We start from the raw sequence: 23,887 nt of genomic DNA, 5'->3' as shown, positions 1-23,887 counted from the left end.
CAAAGCCTATCATAGCTCTTGATACATAAATCAAAAGAGATTTAATAATCATGAAACAGATGTCACGATTGGCCTCACCCCTGAGGCCAATCTCTTCATATCTCAGAAAAATTTAATCATAAAACTGACTGATACTCTCTTTTTCTTGGCCGGATACGATGACATTTAGCAGTCGTTCATAATATGTAGCCATCCTATCAATGACTGCTTCTGTATACAGTTCTGGATTGTAATTGAGTTCACACTTGATATTTTGTGGCAAGTATAAGAAATTCATCCCAAGTGATTCAAAAGGAATTATTTCGGTATCTATCACTTCCACCTCAAGATTTGGCAATGATAATTTTTCATCTTTAGACATGTCGATAAAATCATAGAAACTTTGTGCATCCAAATAGTTAAACAGAACGTTAAATATACCCTCCCTCGCCTTTTCTCCCACCACGTCAATCACGACAGACATGTGGATATTAGAATTCTCTATGGCGCGATGAATAGATTGACTAACCTGCTTAATGATTCCTTGTAGGCTCATATCCTGATTAATATTGGATTTTACTATCAAGTCACCCAAAAATAATCCTATTGTTTGATGGCTTTCGATGCGAGTTCGATCAGCTTTTGGTGAGGTAACAATATGTTGTGATTCACCAGAGTACATAAAAAGACAAGTGTGGAACAAAGCCATAAATAACATATAAGGTGTGATTCTATGAGTTTCACAATATTGTAAAACAGCTTTATCCAGCGAATCAGGTATGTTGATATGACGGGCATGAGACCGATATTGTGACGCCAGATGTTTTCTAAAAGAAACTGGAAAATCGCGTTCTGGATTAACATCAGAAAATTGTTGTTGCCAGAATTTAATTTGTTTTTTAGCCACCTCAGTCGCATGAATTTCTTGCAAGTCATCAACATAACCAGAATATTGCATGGCAACGGGTGGTAATGTGTTTTCTTGCCCTTGTGAATAAGCGGTATATAACTGTTTGAACTCATTCATAATAATATTGACAGACCATCCATCGGAAATAATATGGTGTACATCAATCAATAATACCGTGATGGTTTCCGAAACAGGCAATAGGAATGTCTTGATTAGCGGACCATTATAAACATCAAAAGGTGTTCTTAATTTCTCTTGCCAGAGCTTGTTAATTTCAATAATAATTTGGTCTCTCTCGATTCCTCTTGGTAACGCTTCAATAACTTGAAGATTAATTTTCATACTGTTATCAGGCTGCATGAAAATTTGCCCACTTTCTTTATAAAACTTAAAACGTAAACTTTCATGTCGCGCCAAGATGGTATTTAAGCTTTTTTCCAATGTACTGTGATTCAGTTCTCCTTCCATTAGCAAAGTAATGGGTACGTGGAAACTGTCCTCTAACAACGCTTCTTGAACAAAATACCAATACATTTTCTGGCAATAAGAAATAGGCATTTTTCCATCAAATGTATTGCGATTAGATATATTGTGTGTTGTCTTCGGTGCGGATATTTCGTACTTATGACTGTGACGAATTACACTGGCAATCTGAGCAATAGTTGGATTTGCAAACAGCTCATGCATACTGAAATTATTGGCTAAAGTATTTCTTATGGAAGCGGTTATTTTAACTGCCAAGAGTGAGTGACCACCGAGTGAGAAGAAATTATCATAAATACCAATTTGATTGATTTTTAGATGTTCTTGCCATAACTGACAGAGTTTTTCCTCGATTTCATCTCTCGGTGCGATATAAGCCTGACGACGTAAGTCATTTTCATTCGGAATAGGTAACGCTTTTTTATCCACTTTATTGTTCAAATTCAGTGGAATGCGTTCCAATGGGATATAGAGACTAGGCACCATATAGTCAGGCAGTTGCTTTTTCAAGGCGGATTCCAGTAGCTCTGCAAGTTCTCCACTAATAGCAGGAAGTTGCGGATAATTAGCTAAATGCGTTTGGCTGTAATCTGAGCGCGCCTGCACTTGAGGTAATTCTCCACGGCTGAAAATCACATCCAGTAAATCAGGCTGCTGCTGTGACCATGTAAGTTCACACTGGTAGCCGCACTGTTCCGCATATTGAAGTAAGGATTCGAGTGCCAAAACTTGCTCTGCGACTTCTGGAGAAAAACCGCTGGCATCTTTTGGTAGAAAAACAATCTGATCAGATGGCCAATGGCGTAGCCCTTCCGCTAAATCAAAATCATCTTTGATACGGGCATTAGGAATACCAGAGACACCAAATGTATCGAATTTCCCTGCCTCCAACACATTACAGAGATCTTCAATAGAATTAAAATCACACCAGATTAGGGGTAAATTGCAACATAATTCTGCATTTTTATCGCACTTATGTAATATCACTTCATAACGATAGCGCAGCATTTCATTGTCGCCAACACCACGTTTAACCAAAATATCCACTCTGCCAATTTCAGGGTAACGCGTCGGCAATTGTGCAAAATAGGTTGGGCTCAATAAAAACTCTTTTTCTTTCTGTAGACGCTGTTGAATACGGTTTGCCAACGTACCCACCGAAATACGTTGCCCATTCAGGCGATTTTTCTCGATGGCTGTTACATGTGCAGTTAACAAATCTAAGTTACGGATGTCTCCTAGCAGAATTTTTCCCCCGGATTTAACCGCGGGTAATAACTGGGTAATGACTTTTTCCAGATACTGAATATTGGGGAAGTATTGAACAACGGAATTAATCACAACGGTATCGAACTGATCAGGCGTGATGGTGCCCAAATTCAGTGCATCCCCCCTTCTTAGCTCCACGTGCGACCAGCCACGCTGTTGCAAAATCTTCTGGTGACGCGCCAATACCTCCGCTGAAATATCCGTGGCTAATACTGATTCGCATCGTCCAGCGTAACGATATAACAATAAGCCCGATCCACAGCCAATTTCCAATAAGCTTCTGGGGTGCAGGAATTCAATCCGCTGCATAGTTCCCATCCGCCACTCTTCCATTTGATCTAACACAACTGGCTGTTCGGTATAGCTGTTCATCCAACCATCAAAATCACTATTGTTATCGCTCTCATCGGTAGCAATATTTTCTGTTATCTCCCGCCGATACTGACCATCAAAGATCTCTGTCCAGCTTTCAATGTAATCGGCATTAAAATCGGCTGCTTTCTCCGCCAACCAATTGGTACTCGGGCAAACATAAGCAATGAGTTTCCTGTCCTCACTGTCATAACCATCAACGATCACGGCAGCATTACTTAAAATCTCCTGCCTCGCCAGTACCGACTCAATTTCCCCCAATTCAATGCGATGGCTGCGAATTTTGATCTGCGAATCCCGGCGGCCAATGAATTCCAACTCACCTTCCGGCGTCCAGCGTACTAAATCACCGGTACAGTAAAGTCGGTCTGCCGGGTTGGGACTGAAAGGATCTCGGATAAACTGTTTTTCCGTGATATCCGGTGCATTTCGGTAACCACGCGCCAGTTGAATGCCGCCGATATGCAGTTCCCCGACAGCGCCAAGAGGCAGCAGATTACCGTCGGCATTCAGGATTCGCATCACGGTATTCGGCAACGGTTTTCCAATCATCACTCGCTTATTTGCTGTTAATAAGGCGGAAGTCACAATCGAAGTACACTCTGTTGGGCCATAAACGTTAAACAGCTTTCTGCCCTGCGACCACTGCGCGGCGATATGCGGTGCCACGGCTTCCCCTGCCAACAACAAGGTTGAAACTGTGCGCCATTTGTTGAAATCCAAATGAGGCAACAGCGCCGGCGGGAGTACAGCATGGGTAATATGGTATTTTTCAACCATCTCATCCAACCATTCAGGCGAGCGGCGATGTGTTTCTGCAATCAAATACAATGTGGCGCCATAGGCCAAGGTCATTGCCATTTCCAACACTGCGGCGTCGAAGCTCCAGGAAGCAAACTGCAACCCACGAATATCAGCATCCGCACCAAATAACGCGGCTTGTGCTTGCGCCAGATTCACCCACCCCTTGTGCTCCAACATCGCGCCTTTTGGTCGGCCGGTAGAGCCAGAGGTATAAATGACATAGGCCAGATGATTTTCTGTCAGGGGCACCGGACGATGCACGATATTGCCGGTAGGCAGGTTTTGTACATATAAATGTACCGTTTCAGCATCCAGGCAGATAACGCGTTGCTGACTGATAGGCAATTTATCAACCAGCGGTGTTTCGGTCAGGATAACTTCAGCCCCGCTGTGCTCCAGCATGTATTGCAGGCGCGCTTGCGGATAACTGGCATCCAAAGGCACATAAGCACCACCCGCTTTGAGGATGCCCAGCAGTGCAATCACTGTTTGCAACGACCGGGGCAGGCAAATTGCAACCAAGGTATCTGGCTGGATACCTTGCTCAATCAGGTAATGCGCCAATTGATTGGCCTGAACATTAACCGCCTGATAACTTAAGGTTTCCTCACCAAAAACCAGCGCGGTTTTTTCAGGATTCAGTGCCACCTGTTCTTCAAACAGCTCATGGAAGCAACGCCCTTGTGAATCATGGTTCTGCGGCCCATTTAATTCATGCAGTAAAATATGCTTTTCAGCTTCTGACAATAATGGGAGTTCATGAATGGAGGGCTCTTTATTGACTGACTCATCTGTCATTACCTCAACAATGCCAGAAAGCAAGGTTGCGTAATTGGCGATAAATCTTTCAATGGTATTACTATCGAACAGACTGGTATTTGAAATCCATACTATAGATAATTCGCCTGTCTGCGCTTCTTCAAAAACATGGATTTCCAAATCAAACCGAGTTGTTCTGAGTAAATTATCCCCGAGTTCAATAATATCATCCTGTCCCAGTATTGCGTCACGTTGGTTATTCTGTACTGCAAACATGATCTGAAATACCGGATTATAATTTAAGCTTCGTTCCGGGCTGAGCTTTTCCACCAACATCTCAAACGGCAAAGCTTGATGTTCATAAGCATCTAGGATGGTACGGCTGTTCTGTTTTAATAATTCACTGAACGTCGGCTGACCGGATAAATCTGTTCTAATAACCAGTGAATTAACAAAAAAACCGATCAGAGGTTCAATATCAGGATGTTGTCTGCCGGCAATAGCTGTTCCAACCAGAATATCTTTTTCATTGCTATAGCGGCTCAGTAATACGGTAAAAGCCGTTTCCAGGAACATAAATAGTGTAACGTTATGTTTGGTGCATAATGCTCTCATTGCTTGGGTAAGATGTGCTGAAATACGCTGTAGATGAAGCCGTCCTTCAATATTTTGTTTCTCTGGCCGTGGATTATCCAGCGGCACACGGTGGACGGGTGAAATTCCAGCTAACTGATTCTGCCAGTATGTCAGTTGTTTTTTCAGCACATCACCTTGCAACCAACTCTGTTGCCACTGGGCATAATCGGCATATTGAATTCTCAGCGGCGGTAGCGGATTTGCTTTATCCTGACAATACGCTTTGTATAACGTAAAAAATTCATGGAGAAATATTGCCATCGACCAACCATCGAAGGCGATATGATGTATCGTATAAATAATAAGATAATCATCTTCTGCCAATTTTATTAACCGGACGCGCAGCATCAAATCGGTATTCAGGTTGAAAATTAGATTTTCTTCTTCCTTACTAATTTGTTTTACCTGATCGTTTTTCTCAGTTTCAGACAACGCCGATAAATCATGATGTGTAATCGGTAAATCATAATCCGAGGCAATAAATTGCCGCGGTTCATTATTGATGATTTTAAAATGGGTACGCAAAACTTCATGGCGTTCAAGTAATGCCTTAACGGCTGCCTCAAACGCCTCTATGTTAATGGATTCCCGCAGCCTGAAATCCCCCATACAGTTATATTGGCGACTACCTCCATCCAGTTGATCAATAAACCATAGTCGTTGTTGGGCAAATGAAAGCGGATAATGTTCTGCTTTGCCATCACGCTGAATATCTTGTAAAAAGTGATGCGTTTGAGTTTGTTCTTCTGAATCGAGCTGGTTGAGAAAATCAATCAACTCCTGTTTATGCAGTTTCCATTCACTGAGCAACTCGGGTGGAATACTGCTGCGGCGAGTCTCGTATTGTAAACGATTATCAGTAACGAACAGAGTAATTCCCTGCTCTAAAGACTCATTGATAATTCGCGCGGCATTTCTCATATATCACCTTTCAATAGTTCTTGCGCTGTTTCTTTCCCAGCCTGGAAATGTTTTCTTTTTTCTTTGATAAGATGAATAGTGACAATCTGTGATAGCTGCTCAAGTGTCGGATGTTCAAAAACACTTCTCAACGGAACTTCTATTTCTAATTCGTTACGTATTGAACTAATAAGGCGAGTTGCCTGAAGTGAATGTCCACCTAAGGTGAAGAAATTGTCATAGATGCCTACTTGGCTGACATTCAATAACCGCTTCCATAACTGACCAATCTTAATTTCTATTTCATTTCTTGGTGCCACATAGTTTTGTCGGCGTAAATCATCTTCATTTGGGATCGGTAACGCTTTTTTATCCACTTTGTTATTTAATGTGAGTGGCATTCGTTCCAGTGGAATATAGAGACTTGGCACCATATATTCTGGCAGTTGCTGTTTCAGTGCGGATTCGAGTAATTCTGACAGTTCCCCACTGATGGTCGAAATTTGCGGATAATTAGCTAAATGGGTTTGATTGTAGTCAGTACGTGCTTGTACCGGCGGTAACTCTCCACGACTAAAAATCACATCCAGCAAATCAGGCTGCTGTTGTGACCACGTCATGCCACATTGATAGCCACATTGTTCAGCGTATTGCAGTAAGGATTCGAATTCCTGAACCTGTTGTAATGCCTGAGGGGAGAAACTGCCGATATTTTCTGGTGGCGTTATCATCTGATTGGCTGACCAATGACGCAGCCCTTCTGACAAAGTGAGATCATCTTTAATTCTGGCGTTGGGGATACCTGAAACACCCAATATATCCTCGGTGCCCATCTGTAACAAATTACGCAAACTTTCAAAAGAATCGAAATTATGCCAATTTGAAAACAATTCATTACAAGATTGGGTATTTTCATCTCTTTTGTGCAATATGACATCGTAACGATAACGCAACATTTCATTGTCGCCGATGCCACGTTTAACCAGAATATCAACCCGGCCAATTTCAGGGTAACGTTCCGGTAACTGGGCAAAATAAGTTGGACTGAGTAAAAACTCGGGTTCTTGTTGTAAACGCCGCTGAATACGGTTCGCCAGCGTCCCTACCTGAATACGCTGTCCGTTAAGATGACTTTGCTCTATCGCTGTAGCATGGGCGGTTAATAGATCTAAGTTGCGGATATCTCCCAGCAAAATTTTCCCACCCGCTTCAACCGCCGGTATTAACTGCTCAAGTACTTTGTCCAGATATTGAACATTGGGGAAATATTGAATAACAGAGTTAATCACGACAGTATCAAATTCATCAGCACTCAATGTTCCTAAGTCGAGCGCATCTCCTCTTCTGAGCTGCACATGTGACCAGCCACGTTGTTGCAAAATATGTTGATGCCGATTTAAAACCTCAGCCGAAATATCGGTAGCCACCACTGATTCGCACCATTCAGCATAGCGATACAACAATAATCCGGTACCACAGCCAATTTCCAGTAAGCGATGAGGATGCAGGGATTTAATCCTGTGCATGATTCCTGCTAACCATTCCTCCATTTGCTCAAGGGCAATCGGCTGTTCAGTATAGCTGTTCATCCAACCACCGAAATCACTGTCTAATGCGACTACATCACCTTTCTGAGTGCTCTCTTTTTGAGTACGATTCGTTGTGGGTTTCGTTGTGGGTTGACGGTACTGCTCATCAAAAATTTCTGTCCAGCTCTCAACGCTGCTTGCGTTAAATTCAACCGCTTTTTCACCTAACCACCCTGTACGTGGGCAGACATACGCAATGAGTTTTTTATCTTCATCTTGACCATAAGCGATCACAACAGCACTACTTAAAGCATCATGCCCAGACAAAACTGTCTCGATTTCACCCAATTCTATGCGGTGACTACGGATCTTAACCTGAGAGTCAACACGGCCGATAAATTCCAACTGACCATCCGGTGTCCAGCGCACTAAGTCGCCCGTTCGATAAAGCCTGTTTTCCCAGCCATCCGTTGAATGTGAGCTGAATGGATCACGGATAAACTGCCTTGCTGTGGTTTCCGGTGAGTTTCGGTAACCGCGTGCTAACTGAACGCCGCCAATATACAGTTCCCCGATAACGCCCATCGGAACCAAATTCCCTTCTGGATTAAGAATACGCATCACAACGTTGGGCAACGGTTTTCCAATCGTAATCTTCTCGTCAGTGAGTAACGCTGTGGTGACAATGGATGTACATTCTGTCGGGCCATAGACGTTAAACAGTTTTCTATTCTGTGACCAACGAACAGCAATCTGTGGTGGTACTGCTTCACCCGCCAAAAGCAAAGTTGAGACAGAACGCCATCTATTAAAATTCAGATGAGGAAGCAGTGCCGGTGGTAGTACAACATGGGTTATCTGATGTTTTTCAACGACCTCATCCAACAATTCAGGGGAACGCCGTTGGGTTTCGGAAATCAAATAGAGTGTTGCGCCATAAGCCAATGTCATCGACATCTCTAAGATCATGGCGTCAAAACTCCAGGAGGCAAACTGCAACCCCCGGCAATGTGAGTCAATACCAAATAAATCTGCTTGCGAGAATGCCAGATTAACCCACCCTCTATGTTCCAGCATCACCCCTTTCGGTTTGCCGGTAGAGCCGGAAGTATAAATCACATAAGCCAGATGATTTTCCGTAAGCGGAAGTGGGCGCTCAGTAATATTATCTGTAGGCCTATGTTGTAGCTGAGACTGTACTGTCTCTGTATCCAGACAAATAACTTTCTGCTGGCTGATTGGCAGTTTTTCAATAAGGTGAGTTTCGGTCAGGATGAATTCGACTTCACTATGATCCAACATATATTGAAGGCGGGCTTTCGGATAACTGGGGTCTAACGGTACATAAGCGCCACCCGCTTTAAGAATACCCAATAATGCCACAACCGCTTGCAATGACCTTGGTATGCAAAATGCAACCAACGTGTCCGGTATGATCCCCTGCTCAAGCAGATAGCGAGCCAATTGGTTAGCTTGCTCATTCAATGACTGATAGCTCAGGGTGTCATCGCCCAAAATCAGTGCATTTTTTTCAGGGTGTTGTGATACCTGATCTTCGAAGAGTTCATGGAAACATTTCCCAGTCTGGTAAGGAATTTGTCGCCCGCTCCATTCATGCAGTAAGGTATTCCGTTCAGCATCCGCCAATAATGGAATGTCATGAACGGACGGCTCGCTAATACCGGCATGATGCTTCATCACATCAACAATATTGGTCAGCAAAATTTCGTAATTGGCGATTAATCTGTTAATGGTCGCATTTCTGAACAGGCTGGTGTCAGAGATCCATCCAATGGATAACTCACCTTCGTCTTCTTCATAGATATGAACTTCCAAATCAAATCGGGTGGTCAGCAGGGAACGTTCTTTGGATGTAACAATGCTATCCTGCTCCAGCGTTGTATCCCGTTGATTATTCTGTACTGCAAACATGATCTGGAAAATAGGATTATAATTTAAATTCCGTTCTGGGCTGATTTTCTCCACCAGCATCTCAAAAGGCAGGTCTTGATGTGCATAAGCATCCAGGATCGTACGACTATTTTGTTTTAATAACTCACTGAATGTCGGCTGACCGGATAAATCCGTTCTGATCACCAGTGAATTGACGAAAAATCCAATCAAAGACTCAGTGTCACGGTGTCTTCGTCCGGCAAGTGGCATGCCAACCAGAATATCCTTTTCACTACTGTAACGACTCAACAACACCGCAAAAGCCGTTTCCAGAAACATAAATAACGTCACTTCATGTTTGGCGCACAGTGCTCGTATTTCTTGGGTCAACGCTTTTGAAATACGTTGTGGATGAACATTCCCTTCAAAATTTTGTTTTTCTGGTCGTGGATTATCCAATGGAAAACGGTGAAGTGGAGAAATAGCTGATAATTGGTTTTGCCAGTAATCCTGCTGTTTTTGCAGAATATCCCCTTGCAGCCAGTCCCGTTGCCATTGGGCATAATCAGTATATTGAACGGGTAATGGCGGCAGAGGATTACCCTCGCCTTGGCAATAAGCACGATATAATGTCAGCAGCTCACTGATAAAGATTGCCAGCGACCAGCCATCACAGGCGATATGATGAATCGTATAGAGAATGAAATAATCATCATCTGTTAATTTTAGCAACCGAATACGCAGCATTAGGTCAGCGCTGAGATTAACAGCTTGTTTCCACTCTTGCTCACCAAGTTGTTTAAGCTGTTGTTGCTGCTCAAATTCTGAAAGTGTGGACAGATCGTGTATGGTAATCGGCAAATCATAAGCAGTCGCGATAACCTGCCGTGGCTCATTATCAATAATTTTGAAATAAGTACGCAGCGATTCATGACGTTCAAGCAATGTTGCTATAGCCGCCTCAAAAGCGTTGAGATTGAGCGACTCTCTCAACCTGAAATCACCTGTGCAGTTATATTGTGGACTGCCTTCGGTGAGTTGATCGATTAACCACAAACGCTGTTGAGCAAATGAAAGTGGATAATGTTCCGCACAGTCATAACGCGGAATACCTTGCAGTCGATGAGTGTCCGTATCCTCTTCTGAATCGATTTGCTTCAGGAAATCAATCAGTTCTTGTTTATGTTGTTTCCATTCATTAAGCAGTTCTGGAGGAATGCTATCTCGGCTGGTTTTATATTTCAGTTTGTTATCAATAACAAACAGAGTAATCCCTTGATTTAAAGCTTCATTGATAATTTGTGCCGCATTTTTCATATATCACCTTCCAATAGTTCCTGTGTTGTCTCTTGCCCAGCTTGGAAATGCTTTCTTTTTTCCTTAACCTGATGAATCGTGGCGATTCGTGCTAATCGCTCAAGTGTTGGATGCTCAAAGACACTGCTCAACGGTATTTCAATGTTTAGATCATTGCGTATTAAGCTGATAAGGCGGGTTGCTTGAAGAGAGTGACCACCCAGCACAAAAAAGTTGTCATAAATGCCGACTTGACTAACGCCCAACACTTTTTGCCATAACTGACTGATTTTTCTCTCTACTTCATTTCTTGGCGCGACATAACCTTGTTGGCGGAAATCATTTTCATTTGGAATAGGCAACGCTTTTTTGTCCACTTTGTTATTTAACGTGAGTGGCATTCGCTCTAGCGGAATATAAAGGCTTGGCACCATGTATTCTGGTAATTGTTTTTTCAGTGCGGATTCAAGTAGCTCAGAAAGTTCAGCTTTAATATCGGAGGATTGAGAAACATTGTCGGTATTAAATTTCAGCCCTTTTCTATCCAGCCAATCTTTGGTTGGACAAACATAGGCAATCAATCTTTTATCGTTCCCATAAGTCATAACCGCAGCACTGCTTAGAGCATCATATCCGACCAGTACAGTTTCGATTTCTCCCAACTCAATCCTGAATCCTCTAATCTTGACTTGAGAGTCAATCCGGTCAATAAATTCCACACTACCATCAGACAACCAACGGGCTAAATCTCCCGTTCGGTATAAACGTTGGGATTGGGATTTCGTTAAATCAGTCATAAATTTCGTTGCGTTTGTTTCAGGCGCATTCAAGTACCCACGCGCCAGTTGGATGCCGCCAATACATAACTCCCCCGCGGCACCAATAGGGACTAAATTGCCTGATGGATCAAGAATACGGATAACGGTATTAGGCAATGGTTTCCCAATCGTAATTTTGTTATCAGTTAATAAGCCCGAAGTCACAATAGCAGTACACTCTGTCGGGCCATAGACGTTGAACAATTTTCTGCCCTGTGACCAACGAACAGCGATCTGTGGTGGTACCGCTTCCCCCGCTAAAAGCAAAGTTGAAACGGAACGCCATTTGTTAAAGTTCAGGTAAGGCAGCAAAGCAGGGGGTAATACAGCGTGGGTAATCTGATATTTGTCAACTAATTCATCCAAATATTCAGGGGTATGCTGTTGGGTTTCTGAAATTAAATAAAGTGCTGCTCCATACGCCAGTGTCATCGATATTTCTAAGATCATGGCATCAAAGCTCCAGGAAGCGAACTGCAATCCCCGGCTATATGAATCAACACCAAATAAACCCGCCTGCGAAAGGGCCAGATTTACCCACCCCTTATGTTCCAACATAACCCCTTTCGGTTTACCCGTAGAACCAGAGGTATAAATAACGTAAGCCAGATTATTTTCCGTTAGCAGGAATGGACGTTCAGCGATATTGTCCGCAGGCATGTGCTGCAATTGTGATTGTATTGCCTCAGCATCCAAGCAGACGATTTTCTGCTGGCTGATTGGGAGTTTTTCTATCAGATTTGTTTCAGTCAGAATGAATTCAGCTTCGCTGTGTTCTAACATATATTGAAGACGGGATTTCGGATAGCTGGGATCTAACGGCAAATAAGCTCCGCCGGCTTTAATAATCCCCAGTAGCGCGACTACAGCGCGTATTGAACGAGGAATACAGAGCGCGACCAATGTTTCTGGTTTAATCTTTTGTTCTGTCAAGTAGTGAGCAAGTTGGTTAGCTTGTTTATTTAGCTCCTGATAACTTAATGAATTGCCGTCAAAAATAACGGCTGTTTTTTCAGGATGTCGGGCAGCTTGCTCCTCAAACAGTTCATGAAAACAGCCGCCATGCTGGCGGTGATCCTGTGGGCCATTCCATTCATGTAATAAAGTGTGTATTTCAGCTTCTGCTAATAGTGGAATATCATGGACAGAGGGTTGCCTGTGTATCAGATCGGAGCCAATGCATGGCTTCATGACATTAACAATATTAACAAGCAAGGTTTCATAATTGGCGATTAATCTTTCAATAGTCATATTGTTGAACAAGCTGCTGTCATAAACCCATAACAGGGATAATCCTCCCTCCTCTTCTTCATAAATATGAATTTCCAAATCAAATCGGACTTTCAAAAGCAGACGTTCTTCAAACTCAATATTATTATCCTGCGCCAGTACCGTATCACACTGAGTATTCTCCAGAGTAAAAGCGATTTGGAATATCGGGTTATAATTTAAGTTTCGTCCCGGACCCATTTTTTCTACCAACATTTGAAATGGCAGATCTTGATGTGCATAAGCATCCAGGATAGTACGACTGTTCTGCTTTAATAACTCACTGAACGTGGGCTGGCCGGATAAATCCGTTCTGATCACCAGAGAGTTAACAAAAAAGCCAATCAGAGGCTCAATATCATGGTGCCTTCTCCCTGCAAGTGGTGTTCCGACCAGAATATCTTTTTCATTACTGTAACGACTCAACAATACGGCAAAGGCTGTCTCCAGAAACATGAATAATGTGACTTCATGTTGGTGACATAATACGCTTATTTCTTGTGTCAAATCCTTTGAAATACGTTGTTCATTAAGCCGCCCCTCAAAACTCTGTTTCTCTGGTCGTGGGTTATCCAGTGGAAAACGGTGAAGTGGAGAAATACCTGATAACTGGGTTTGCCAATAATCCAGTTGTTTTTTCAGAATATCGCCTTGCAGCCAATTTCGTTGCCATTGAGCATAATCGGTATATTGGATTTTAAGTGGCGGTAATGGGGCTATTTCTCCTTTACTATACGCGCGATATAAGGTGATAAGTTCATTGACAAAGATCTCTATTGACCAACTATCACAGGCAATATGGTGAATAGTATAAATAATCACATAATCATTTTCGGCCAGCTTTATCAGGCGAATACGCAACATCAAATCAGTACTGAGGTTAAAAACCAAGTTATCTTCTTCTTTACTGAATCTTTTGATTTGAGATTCTTGCTCAGTTTCAGAGAATGCGGTCAAATCATGTCGTGTAATGGGTAAATCATAGCAATGTGTTATGACTTGCCGTGGCTCATTATCAATAACTTTAATATGGGTACGTAACGCCTCATGACGCTCAAGCAATGTTTTTACCGCAGCCTTAAAAGCGTTGAAATTCAGTTGTTCCCGTAATCTCAAATATCCGGGACAATTATATTGAGGACTACCTTCGGTAAGTTGGTCGATAAACCACAGGCGTTGTTGAGCAAATGAGAGTGGATAATGTTCTGCATTGCCATCACGTTGGATATTCTGTAATTGATATGTTTGAATTTCTTCTTTTGCATCAATCTGGCTCAAGAAGTCGATCAACGCTTGTTTATAATTTTGCCATTCACTGAATAATTCAGCAGGAATACTATCACGGCCAGTTTCGTATTGTAATCGGTTATCAGCAACAAACAGAGTAATTCCTTGATTTAAAGCCTCATTCACAATTTGCGCTGCATTCTTCATATATCTCCTTGAAAATATAATATCAAATTATTTACACGCGTGATTATTTATCATGTCCGTAATTATTAAATAAAAATTTCTAATCATGTTAGCATATGGGCATCGAAAATCATTAGTGACGTTGTTTGATCTTGTTATCAAAATAGCGAAAAAAATAAATCATTTTTCATAATTATAACCACACCCTATTTTATTATTATCTGTTATTCCTATAGGAAATGAATTCAAAAATATTTTCACTTTTTCGCGCAACTGCCACATATACTGGCAGCAATGATTTCGTGTCACTGTTTCATACAGAGATTGCACAGGCGTTCAAATTTATTCAGCTAAGGATAATAAACATATAAAATAATAGGTTAATAGGATGACGGGCCAGACAATCATTGACCAGTCGGATTTTATGAATACTGCAATTATCCAAAATTAACGTTAGAGTTTCAGTGTGACAATATTCACCCAAAATATTGATAAATACTTAAATATTCATTACCATTATTTACACAACCTCTTTATTCATATTTTACCGCTAGTATATATACCCAATGGATTTCAAGATGCATCGCGGCGGCAAGGGAGCGAATCCCCGGGAGCATAGCGAACTATGTGACCGGGGTGAGTGAGTGCAGCCAACAAAGAGGCAACTTGAAATCTATAAGGTATATTGCTTCTGCTTATTCCGCTTTTGAGATATTTCTACCATGTCACATTTTCAGCATGAAGGAAAGTTATTGTCTCAACTTGTTCAAGCAAATCATGGGATAATTGTATATAAATCTTTTCCTCAGATTCAGATACATTGTAAAGGTAGAGGTCTTTCCAACCATATTGACAGTTAAACACCTGACATGGCGGAAAGGACTTAATTGCCGCCCCAAAATACTCCTCAACCCATTCACGCGTCATTGGATTAACCAAAGGGGATGGCAATTGATTTGGATAAACATAACCGGGCCGTTCTTCATCGATCAATGTCAGCGTGACATGAGTTAATTCCTTGCTGGTCCGGTTAAAAGCCAGAAATATCCCCTCTTTCTGCATATCTAACGACACATAATCGTCACCAGAATCTCCTCCAAGCTTACTCTTATAAGGAATCAGACCTTCATTAAAAATTTCCTGATAGGTTTTCCCTAAACTATTAATTCTTCAACATTGATCGTCACTATTTATATAACCTCTTTATTTATATCTGACCTATAGCATATAAACATGGATAATGGTTTATTAACTGCTATAAAATGAAAGTAGAAAAATATTCCAGAAAGCGTTTATACAATATGCTCAAAGATTAATGCATGTACCCGTAAATCAGCCAAATAGAGAAAACGAATTTCTGTATTAGGATATTGCTCACTCAACTTATGTGTATAAGAATCATATCCACCAACAATGCCAATAACAGGGATTTTTTCTGGGCCACCAGCAGAATCTGGTTCCCCCATAAGGGCTCTAACAATTGCTCTATCCATTGAATGTAAAAATGGGTAAGGCAATTCTCCATTATATTCTCCACTACCTTCATAAGCGTTAATAAGTGTAATTTGTACAGATTCTAATATACTTGAATCAGCGTGAAACACTAATGTAAGGCCAACGTCAGGTCCACAATTGAACGTATCAGCATTCTCAAACAGAAACTCAAACTTTTCGGCTGGAATAAATTGTTTTTCAACTAATAGATCGGCTGTCTGTCCCAAACTTTTTATGATTGCAATAACATCCACCATTATTTGTACAACTCCTGTTCTTGATTAAACCAATCCATCTGCTATTTCGTTTTTTCAAATTACTCACAAATGAATTGGCTTTCAATAATAACCACCCATCTATTACTAACTACCAACGTACTTCTGATGTAAGCAAGAACATTACAGATTCAACACGCTCAAACAGGTCATAATCAACCTGCATACTAGTCGGCATCCGAAAATCCAATAACGTATATAGCTCTGTCCATCCAACATCCTTCTTGAGAATTCTTCGCGGAGGAAGTGCCTTTTCTGGTTTACCTAATTGTTCGTGCAGCCATTGCCTGAACATCAATGTCTTCAAAGGAGAAGGCAACTCATTAGGAAATTGGTAGGAGGATTTCTTCTGATCAAGCAAAAGAAGCTCTATAGCAAACAGAATTTTGCCATCCCTCTTAAAGGCCAAATACATACCCTCTTTAATCATATCCAAAGTGATATCAGGATCTCCTGGGTATCCTGTTGGCTTAGTCTTATAAGGGATTAACCCCTCATCAAAAATTTCCTGATAAGGCTTACCCAAACTGTTTATTAATGCCTCTACATTGACTGTCATTTATATAACTCCTGTTCTTGGTTAATCTTATGCATTTTGGCTCTAGCATCCTCAAGCTGCTCTTCTGTTGCACCATACTGTTTCAACGCTGGTTTTATAGCATCAAAATCACGATCTACAGCCGCTCTCAAATCATTAGCATCTTGCTCTATTTGAGACAGAGAGTTTCGGCCTCCATAAGTTGCACTAAACTTTTGATGTACCTCAGCCGGAATAATAATGGCAGCAACATCCTTAGCGTCTTCATTTAATTTAGAAATTGATAAGGTTGGATATAGCTTCCTCAATTTAGCTCTCACAGCCGCTGCCGAAGGCATATGATCAGCATGCGTTCCATTCCTCAGTCGCCCCGCAAAATTTCTATACAAATCTACTTCAAACAATTTCACCGGTGGTTTACTCAAATACACATACACCGGCGGCATATTCGGGATGGGGAGGATCAGAATATAATCACGAAAATCCTTCTCTTCCGGCATCGGTAACGATTCAATATCGCTGCCCACTTTATCCGGGATCGGCAACACGGTTATTTGCGACGGAATAAACGGTTGTTCTTCATTCCCGGTATGGGCTGGAACTTTGAATTCCTGTTCGTTCGGCGTCCATAAAATTATCGGCCGGTATTCTCCCGGTTCCCAGAACTCGTAATTACCGGTGGTCCGATTCAGCGTCATCATGCGAACCGGCACTTTATCCAAGCCGCCTTCCGGGCTGACGTGATATCCCTGAACCGTCATCCTGCCGCTTTTTTCATCTCTGATCCAGCGAAAACGTACACGAGTTGGTGCTTTACCGTACTGTTCCGCTATCTGTCTCAGGCGATACGGATCTAAGTAATCCTCCTCACCCTCATTCAGCTTCGGTGAATAAAACAGCCCCATTAACCCAACTGTCACCGGATTCGGTGCCGCTAGCCAACGTCCTGCACTGATGGCACCGCCGCCAATGTAACGCATCACCAGCGTTTCCCCTTCCGCTACCGCGCTGCGGGCAGTGGCGGCCACGGCGGTAGCGGCGGCTTCGGCTTTATCTTCACCACTACGGAACCACCGTTTATACCACGGCAATTTTTTATCCTGCGGTTTATCCGGTTCAGGCGGCTGTTTCTCACCTTGTGGAGGCGGTTCTGATTTTTGCGGCGTCACCGGAGTGGGAGATGACGGAACCTGATATATCGCCATTCTGCCGAAGTTATCCGCCGGTTCGGCTTCGGTTCCGGCATCGGTACAACCTTTACCCCGTAAGCAGGATTTCGCAAACACTGGTATTGGAGGCGCCTTAGTCACAGGAGGTTCAGGCTGAACGTTTCTCGCTTCCTCCATCGGCGACGAGAAATTCTGGACCGCCATATTAACAGGGGCTGTAGCCCGATTATTGGGCTGCTCCTGCTTCTCATAGCTGTCCATCTCCGAATTGATAAACCTAGCCCGACAGGGGCAAGTACTCACACTATCCAATGTGCCAGCCAACTTACGTCCCATATCAAACACATCGGATACACCACCGACAATCGTATAAGTACCGGGATGTTTGCCACAAGTGACCTTATCCCCTTCACGAGCGGTTGCCCGTCCATTAAATGTCATGGTGTGGTCACCGGTAATAATCTGTCCGCCACAGGTTGTCTTATCACCAACGAGCAAGAAATATCCTATTGCCATCTATTCATCTCTCCATTGATTTACAGTATGGAGAGTGGATCTAATTGAAATTATCGTCATATCATTATCACCATGAGTTAATACACATGATTAATAATTCACCATATTTCACTTAAAAAACATATAGGAATATTCTGAAAATTGCTTATTTTATTGTCTCTAACAGGTGTAAAACATCATTTTTTGCAGCAATTTGTATACAATAAAATAACAATTGTGGGTGTCACCGCCATTGCGATGATCATATATACCTTATGGATTTCAAGATGGATCGCGACGGCAAGGAAGCGAATCCCCGGGAGCATAGAGAACGATGTGACCGGGGTGAGTGAGTGCCGCCAACAAAGAGGCAATTTGAAAGATGACAGGTATAAAGTCGAAAAAATAATGGTTCGGTATGTTTGGAAAGCCGTTAAACTCAGAAAATCAAAACGCTGACCATAAAGATCAGCGCTTTGTCATTCATCTCAAATCAAATATTTATTATTGGCCAAACATCTCTCGCAACCAGCCCGGTGCTTCTTCTTGCTGTTGAACCGGTGCTGATACCGCTGTTTGCTGGCACAAACTCTGTGGATCATAAGTCCAAACCGGTAATGTTCGCCAACCACTGCCACTACAGCTAAAGCTGCCATCCTGATTAACCGCCATATCGACAATGCCTTCCGGTGGAATGTTATTCAACATCAGCGGCGTCTGATTTTCCAGATAACGGCGATATACATTCAACGCCCCTGTAGCGCCTGTCAGATTGGTCGGTCCGTTGTTATCGCGGCCAACCCATGCGATCACCACTTCTTTACCATCGATTCCGGCAAACCAGCTATCACGCAGATCATTGGTAGTGCCCGTTTTACCCGCCAGATTATAGCGACCAAACTTAGCATTCAGAGAACGAGAAGTTCCATTCGCCACCACCTGCTGCATACCATATAGCGTCAGATAAGCCGCCTGAGCCGGTACAGCCCGTTCAGCCTGTGGGTAACTCTGATATATCACGGTGCCATCCTCCGCGATGACAGAACGTAATGCGGAAAGCGTCGCACGGTTGCCGCCACTCGTCATCGTCTGGTATTCCTGCGCCACTTCTAACGGTGTCAAGCTAAGGGAACCCAGTAACATGGCCGGAACTTGCTGAATCACTTCCTCCGGTACGCCAAGCCGGATCAATGTGTTGCTGACATGATCAAGACCAACCGCCAATCCAAGATTCACCGTAGGAATATTCAATGAATTTGCCAGCCCATCTATCAACATGACACGTCCACGGAAACGACGGTCATAATTTCTCGGTTCCCAAACCTTGCTGTTCGGCTGTTTTACCGCAAGAGGTTCATCCGCTAGCCAAGTATTCAACCGATATTGATCAGGTTCACTCAATGCCGCCAAATAAGTCGAAGGTTTTGCCAGTGAACCAATTGAACGACGTGCCATCATCGCTCGGTTAAATCCAGCATATTGAGGTTGAGAGCCACCAACCATCGCTCTGATTTCACCACTGATGCGATCAACAATCACCATTGCCCCTTCAAGGTCGGCAATTTTGCGGGTTTTTCTCAGGCTGGCAATTCCCTCTTCTACTGCGTTTTCAGCCGCATCCTGAGATACCGGGTCCAAAGTAGTGAAGATTTTCACGCCGGACAGATCATTCACTCTATCCCCCAGTTTGTCCTGCAACTCCTGACGAACGAGCTGCATAAACGCCGGTTGTGGGGTAATAACACCACCTTTCGGTTTTACCCCCAGTGGACGAGCACTTAATAACTTATAAAGATCTTCATCAATAATTTGCTGGTTTTGTAACAGCTTGAGCACCACATTACGACGCTGGAGAGTAAGTTTAGGATTACGCCACGGATTATAGAGTGAAGCGCCTTTCACCATACCAACCAGCAACGCCTGTTGATCTAAACTCAATTCATCCACGGGACGACCAAAATAGTAGAGGCTCGCCAGCGGGAATCCTCGGATCTCCCCATCACCACTTCGGCCTAAATAAACTTCGTTCAGATACAGTTCGAGAATCCGATCTTTGCTGTAACGATAATCCATCAGCACAGCCATATAGGCTTCATTGGCTTTACGCACCAAAGTACGTTCATTGGTCAGGAACAGGTTTCTCACCAATTGCTGCGTCAGGGTACTTCCCCCCTGAACCGTGCGCCCGGCAGTCAAGTTCGCCAGTGCTGCGCGCCCAATGGAAAGAATACGGATGCCATCATGTTGATAGAAATGGCGATCTTCCGTCGCCAGCAAGGTGTTAACCAGTAAATCAGGGAAACCAGAACGTGGCACAAAAAGCCGCTGCTCCCCATTGGGGGACTGCAACATGGTAATCAGCTTCGGATCAAGGCGGAAGAACCCAAACTGACGCTGATTTTCCAGATTTTCGATCCCCGCCAAACGGTTATCACTGAACGTTAGCAGAGCGTGGATCTGCCCCTCTTTGCTGTCAGGAAAATCAAACGGACGACGCAACATTTCAATGGTTTCACCTCTGACAGAAAACTCCCCAGGGCGGGTAATTTTCGTCACCTGACGATACTGCATCCCTTCCAACAGATGTACCATCTCTTTCTTACTGTAGTTCATGCCCGGCTCAAGATTGACCATTCGTCCATAGACTGCCGCAGGTAACTCCCAAACTTTTCCATCAATGCGATCGCGGATTTTGGCATCCAGATAGATACCATAAGCCGCCAATAATACGGCAAAAATAATGAATATCTTGAATAACAACCAAAACCAACGCCGCTTTTTCTTAGGTGGACGGGAATACATTCCTTTCTTTGTCATGGGTTGATCCTCTTCATCATCGTAGTCCTCATCTTCATAGCCATTGTCATCATCATCCAACAGATACCGTCTTTTTATTGACCGTTTACGGCGGGATACCCATTTTTTGCCTTTACGTCCGATTGGTTGACGATCTTCACCAGACATTCCAAAATTCTCCAAAACCGCTCAGATGCTATTAATGGGTTTTCATATTTTTTAATGAATTTATTCACTGCAAAAACAAAGGCTAAATTCTATTACGAATATTTTTTTGTCCGCCGAGTCGGTACCGTATTTGCCGGATCATCCGGCCATAAATGTTTTGGGTAACGCCCTTTCATCTCTTTTTGTACTTCACAGTAGGACCCTTGCCAAAAAGCAGCCAAATCCTGCGTGATCTGCAATGGCCTTTGGGCTGGCGATAATAGTTCAAGCACCAGTGCTACTCGCCCTTTTGCCAGAGAGGGGCTTTGCCGCTCACCATACATTTCCTGTATCCGAACTGATAATACCGGTGGTTTATCACTGAAATAACGTATTGCTATCCGACTGCCGGTAGGGACAGTGTAATAAATAGGCAGTTCATTATCCAGACACTGTTGTTGCTGCCAATCCAGCAAATTTTCCAGTGCCGGCAACAAATCAATCTGTTTCAGCCCTTTCAAATCACGCACACCAGTAAGGAACGGCATTAACCAATAATCAAGAGAAACCATTAATGCATCATTATCTACTGCTGGCCACTGCATTTCAGGCAACCATTTGGCTGCACATTGGATACGGATGCACAACTGAACAGCCGCGGGTGACCAGTTGAGCTCATGTAATCCCTCACTGCGTAACCAGTTTAGCAGGGCCTGTTGTAATTGCTCATCTGAAGGCTTTGCCAATCGCTGAGCTTTTACTGTCAGGCTGCCACATTGCAGCCGCTCCCAGGCCTGCAACGTCCCTTTGTTATCATCCCATTCAACGACACTCTGCTCACTGAATAAATTCGGTTGTTGCTGTACCAGTAATTCAATATCCAGAGGACAAGCCAGCAAAATACGCGCATCAGGATTTCTGCTGTTTTGTAATAATGAAGGAGCTACCAGCCACGATTCGCCAGATAACTTTTCTTCATCATCTATCATCACCCCCAAACCATTAGCCAGTTGAAAACGCCCTCCCTTATCCCGATTTTTGGCTATTCTGTCAGGGAAACCTTGGGCTAATAGCATTGCAACAAATCCACAGTCTGGCTCACCAAAATGATCGCCCATATTACCCATATTCCTAACCAACTGCTTTGCCCGCCGTAACCAATGAGCTTGTCGCTGCTCAACCCAATAAGTGATGTCCGGCTGACCATCACGGGGCGGCTCCTCCAGAATCGCGGTCAGCATAGCGGCGGTTGCCAGCATATCGACCCCTTGTTCCAACCCTGCACATAACATCGCCGCCAGACGCGGATCACTGCCGGATTCCGCCATTTTTCTGCCTCTGGGCGTTAACTGACCATGGTTATTAACTGCACCTAACTGTAATAACAGCGATTTGGCTACCGCCAGAGCAGCGGCAGGTGGTCTATCTAACCAGCGCAATTGGGAAATATCATGACATCCCCACTGCAATAAGGAGAACCATAAGCCACCGAGATCAGCATTCAGAATTTCGGGCTCACTATACTCTGCCGCTCTTTCTGCCTGTTCTTGGCTGAATAAATGCCAACAAACACTGGCTTCCAACCGTCCCGCTCGACCAGCTCGTTGTATCATAGAAGCTTGACTGATGCGTTGAGTGATCAGGCGAGTCAATCCATTTTTGGGTTCAAAACACGTCGTGCGTTCAAGACCACTATCAATCACCAGTCGAATACCTTCAATCGTTAAGCTGGTTTCTGCAATGTTAGTCGCCAAAACAACTTTACGGCGTCCACATGGTGAAGGTTCAATAGCCTTTTGTTGCTCAGCCAATGACAACGCACCGTATAACGGGCACAAATCGGTATCCTCGGCAACTCTCCCGCTAAGCAGCCCAAATATCCGTTGAATTTCTCCGCTACCCGGCAAAAACAATAGTACAGACCCTTGCTCCTGTTGGAGTAACCGCAATACAACGGTGGCTATACTCTGTTCAAAAGGTTGGTGAGCAGACAAAGGATAATAATGTCTGGTCACAGGAAAGCTTCGCCCTTCTGAAATAATCACTGGCGCATCAGGTAGTAAAGAAGAGAGCCGCTGATTATCCAGTGTCGCTGACATGATCAAAATTCGCAGATCATCCCGCAGTCCTGCCTGTACATCCAGCAACAATGCCAACGCCAAATCAGCCTGCAAGCTGCGCTCATGGAATTCATCCAGAATCACCAGAGAAACCCCGGTCAGCATGGGGTCCTGCTGTAACATTCGGGTTAAAATGCCTTCTGTTACCACTTCAAGGCAAGTAGTTGCACTCACTTTCGTTTCTGAACGCATCCGGTAACCCACGGTCTGCCCGGTATTTTCATTCAGTTGAGCGGCAAGGCGATTGGCGACACTGCGAGCAGCAATCCGCCGTGGTTCTAACATTATGATACGCCCAGAGAAATTGGCTTTTTTCAGAATTTCCAATGGCAAAGCCGTCGATTTCCCGGCACCAGCCGGAGCGTGAAGCAGGACCTGTTGTGAACTATTCAACGCACTCAGGACAGGTTCGACGACCTCATATACAGGCAATAAAGACACAAACACCCCATACAAAGAAAGTTAACTTTCAACCGCCAGCATTGTAGCATTGCCTGCTTCAATCTTATGCCATCAGTCATTT

At 43.5% G+C, this 23,887-nt stretch carries 9 protein-coding genes and 1 pseudogene; all 10 read right to left on the bottom strand.

Annotated elements, in window-relative coordinates:
• Window positions 1-112: 112 nt before the first annotated feature.
• The 10 genes and pseudogenes from SLS51_RS13740 to hrpB all read right to left on the bottom strand — a co-directional run bounded on the left by SLS51_RS13740 (window position 113) and on the right by hrpB (window position 23,805).
• Complete coding sequence (locus SLS51_RS13740) at window positions 113-6,133, bottom strand: non-ribosomal peptide synthetase (protein ID WP_323839309.1); 6,021 nt, start codon at window positions 6,131-6,133, stop codon at window positions 113-115.
• Window positions 6,130-10,851 (bottom strand): non-ribosomal peptide synthetase, encoded by a 4,722-nt coding sequence (locus SLS51_RS13735; RefSeq protein WP_323839308.1) that lies wholly within the window; start codon window positions 10,849-10,851, stop codon window positions 6,130-6,132. The genes SLS51_RS13740 and SLS51_RS13735 overlap by 4 nt, the downstream gene beginning before the upstream one ends.
• Complete coding sequence (locus SLS51_RS13730) at window positions 10,848-14,351, bottom strand: non-ribosomal peptide synthetase (RefSeq protein WP_323839307.1); 3,504 nt, start codon at window positions 14,349-14,351, stop codon at window positions 10,848-10,850. The genes SLS51_RS13735 and SLS51_RS13730 overlap by 4 nt, the downstream gene beginning before the upstream one ends.
• 159 nt (window positions 14,352-14,510) lie before the next feature.
• Window positions 14,511-14,829: pseudogene (locus SLS51_RS13725) on the bottom strand (hypothetical protein); the annotation flags it as partial.
• Between the two features lie 218 nt (window positions 14,830-15,047).
• The gene (locus SLS51_RS13720) at window positions 15,048-15,497 is read right to left on the bottom strand and encodes a DUF6392 family protein (protein WP_439126883.1); all 450 of its coding nucleotides are present in this window, start codon (window positions 15,495-15,497) and stop codon (window positions 15,048-15,050) included.
• Window positions 15,498-15,622: 125 nt separating this feature from the next.
• Window positions 15,623-16,081: a DUF6392 family protein gene (locus tag SLS51_RS13715; RefSeq protein ID WP_323839306.1), complete on the bottom strand. Its 459-nt coding sequence runs from the start codon at window positions 16,079-16,081 to the stop codon at window positions 15,623-15,625.
• Window positions 16,082-16,190: 109 nt separating this feature from the next.
• A complete protein-coding gene (locus SLS51_RS13710; RefSeq protein WP_065822745.1) occupies window positions 16,191-16,658 on the bottom strand; it encodes a DUF6392 family protein in 468 nt (155 codons plus the stop codon).
• Window positions 16,655-18,322, bottom strand: a complete 1,668-nt coding sequence (locus SLS51_RS13705; protein WP_323839304.1) for an S-type pyocin domain-containing protein — start codon at window positions 18,320-18,322, stop codon at window positions 16,655-16,657. Before SLS51_RS13705 ends, SLS51_RS13710 begins: the two co-directional genes overlap by 4 nt.
• A gap of 483 nt (window positions 18,323-18,805) precedes the next feature.
• Window positions 18,806-21,265 carry a bifunctional glycosyl transferase/transpeptidase gene (gene mrcB / locus SLS51_RS13700; protein WP_323839302.1) on the bottom strand — a complete coding sequence of 820 codons (2,460 nt, stop codon included), beginning with the start codon at window positions 21,263-21,265 and terminating at the stop codon, window positions 18,806-18,808.
• 92 nt (window positions 21,266-21,357) lie between these two features.
• Window positions 21,358-23,805, bottom strand: coding sequence for an ATP-dependent helicase HrpB (gene hrpB, locus SLS51_RS13695; protein WP_323839300.1), 2,448 nt, complete (start codon window positions 23,803-23,805; stop codon window positions 21,358-21,360).
• Between the last annotated feature and the right edge of the window lie 82 nt (window positions 23,806-23,887).

It is taken from the genome of Photorhabdus africana (assembly GCF_035181445.1).
In the GTDB taxonomy this organism is placed as follows: Bacteria; Pseudomonadota; Gammaproteobacteria; order Enterobacterales; family Enterobacteriaceae; genus Photorhabdus; species Photorhabdus laumondii.
Note: the sequence above shows the minus strand (reverse complement) of the source record. Positions and strands in the feature narration are given on the sequence as shown.

Excerpts from the sequence above, each read along its gene's own strand:
- SLS51_RS13735 (WP_323839308.1), bottom strand. The coding sequence starts at position 10,851 with ATGAAAAATGCGGCACAAATTATCAATGAAGCTTTAAATCAAGGGATT.
- SLS51_RS13740 (WP_323839309.1), bottom strand. The coding sequence starts at position 6,133 with ATGAGAAATGCCGCGCGAATTATCAATGAGTCTTTAGAGCAGGGAATT.
- mrcB (WP_323839302.1), bottom strand. The coding sequence starts at position 21,265 with ATGTCTGGTGAAGATCGTCAACCAATCGGACGTAAAGGCAAAAAATGG.
- SLS51_RS13705 (WP_323839304.1), bottom strand. The coding sequence starts at position 18,322 with ATGGCAATAGGATATTTCTTGCTCGTTGGTGATAAGACAACCTGTGGC.
- SLS51_RS13710 (WP_065822745.1), bottom strand. The coding sequence starts at position 16,658 with ATGACAGTCAATGTAGAGGCATTAATAAACAGTTTGGGTAAGCCTTAT.
- SLS51_RS13715 (WP_323839306.1), bottom strand. The coding sequence starts at position 16,081 with ATGGTGGATGTTATTGCAATCATAAAAAGTTTGGGACAGACAGCCGAT.
- SLS51_RS13730 (WP_323839307.1), bottom strand. The coding sequence starts at position 14,351 with ATGAAGAATGCAGCGCAAATTGTGAATGAGGCTTTAAATCAAGGAATT.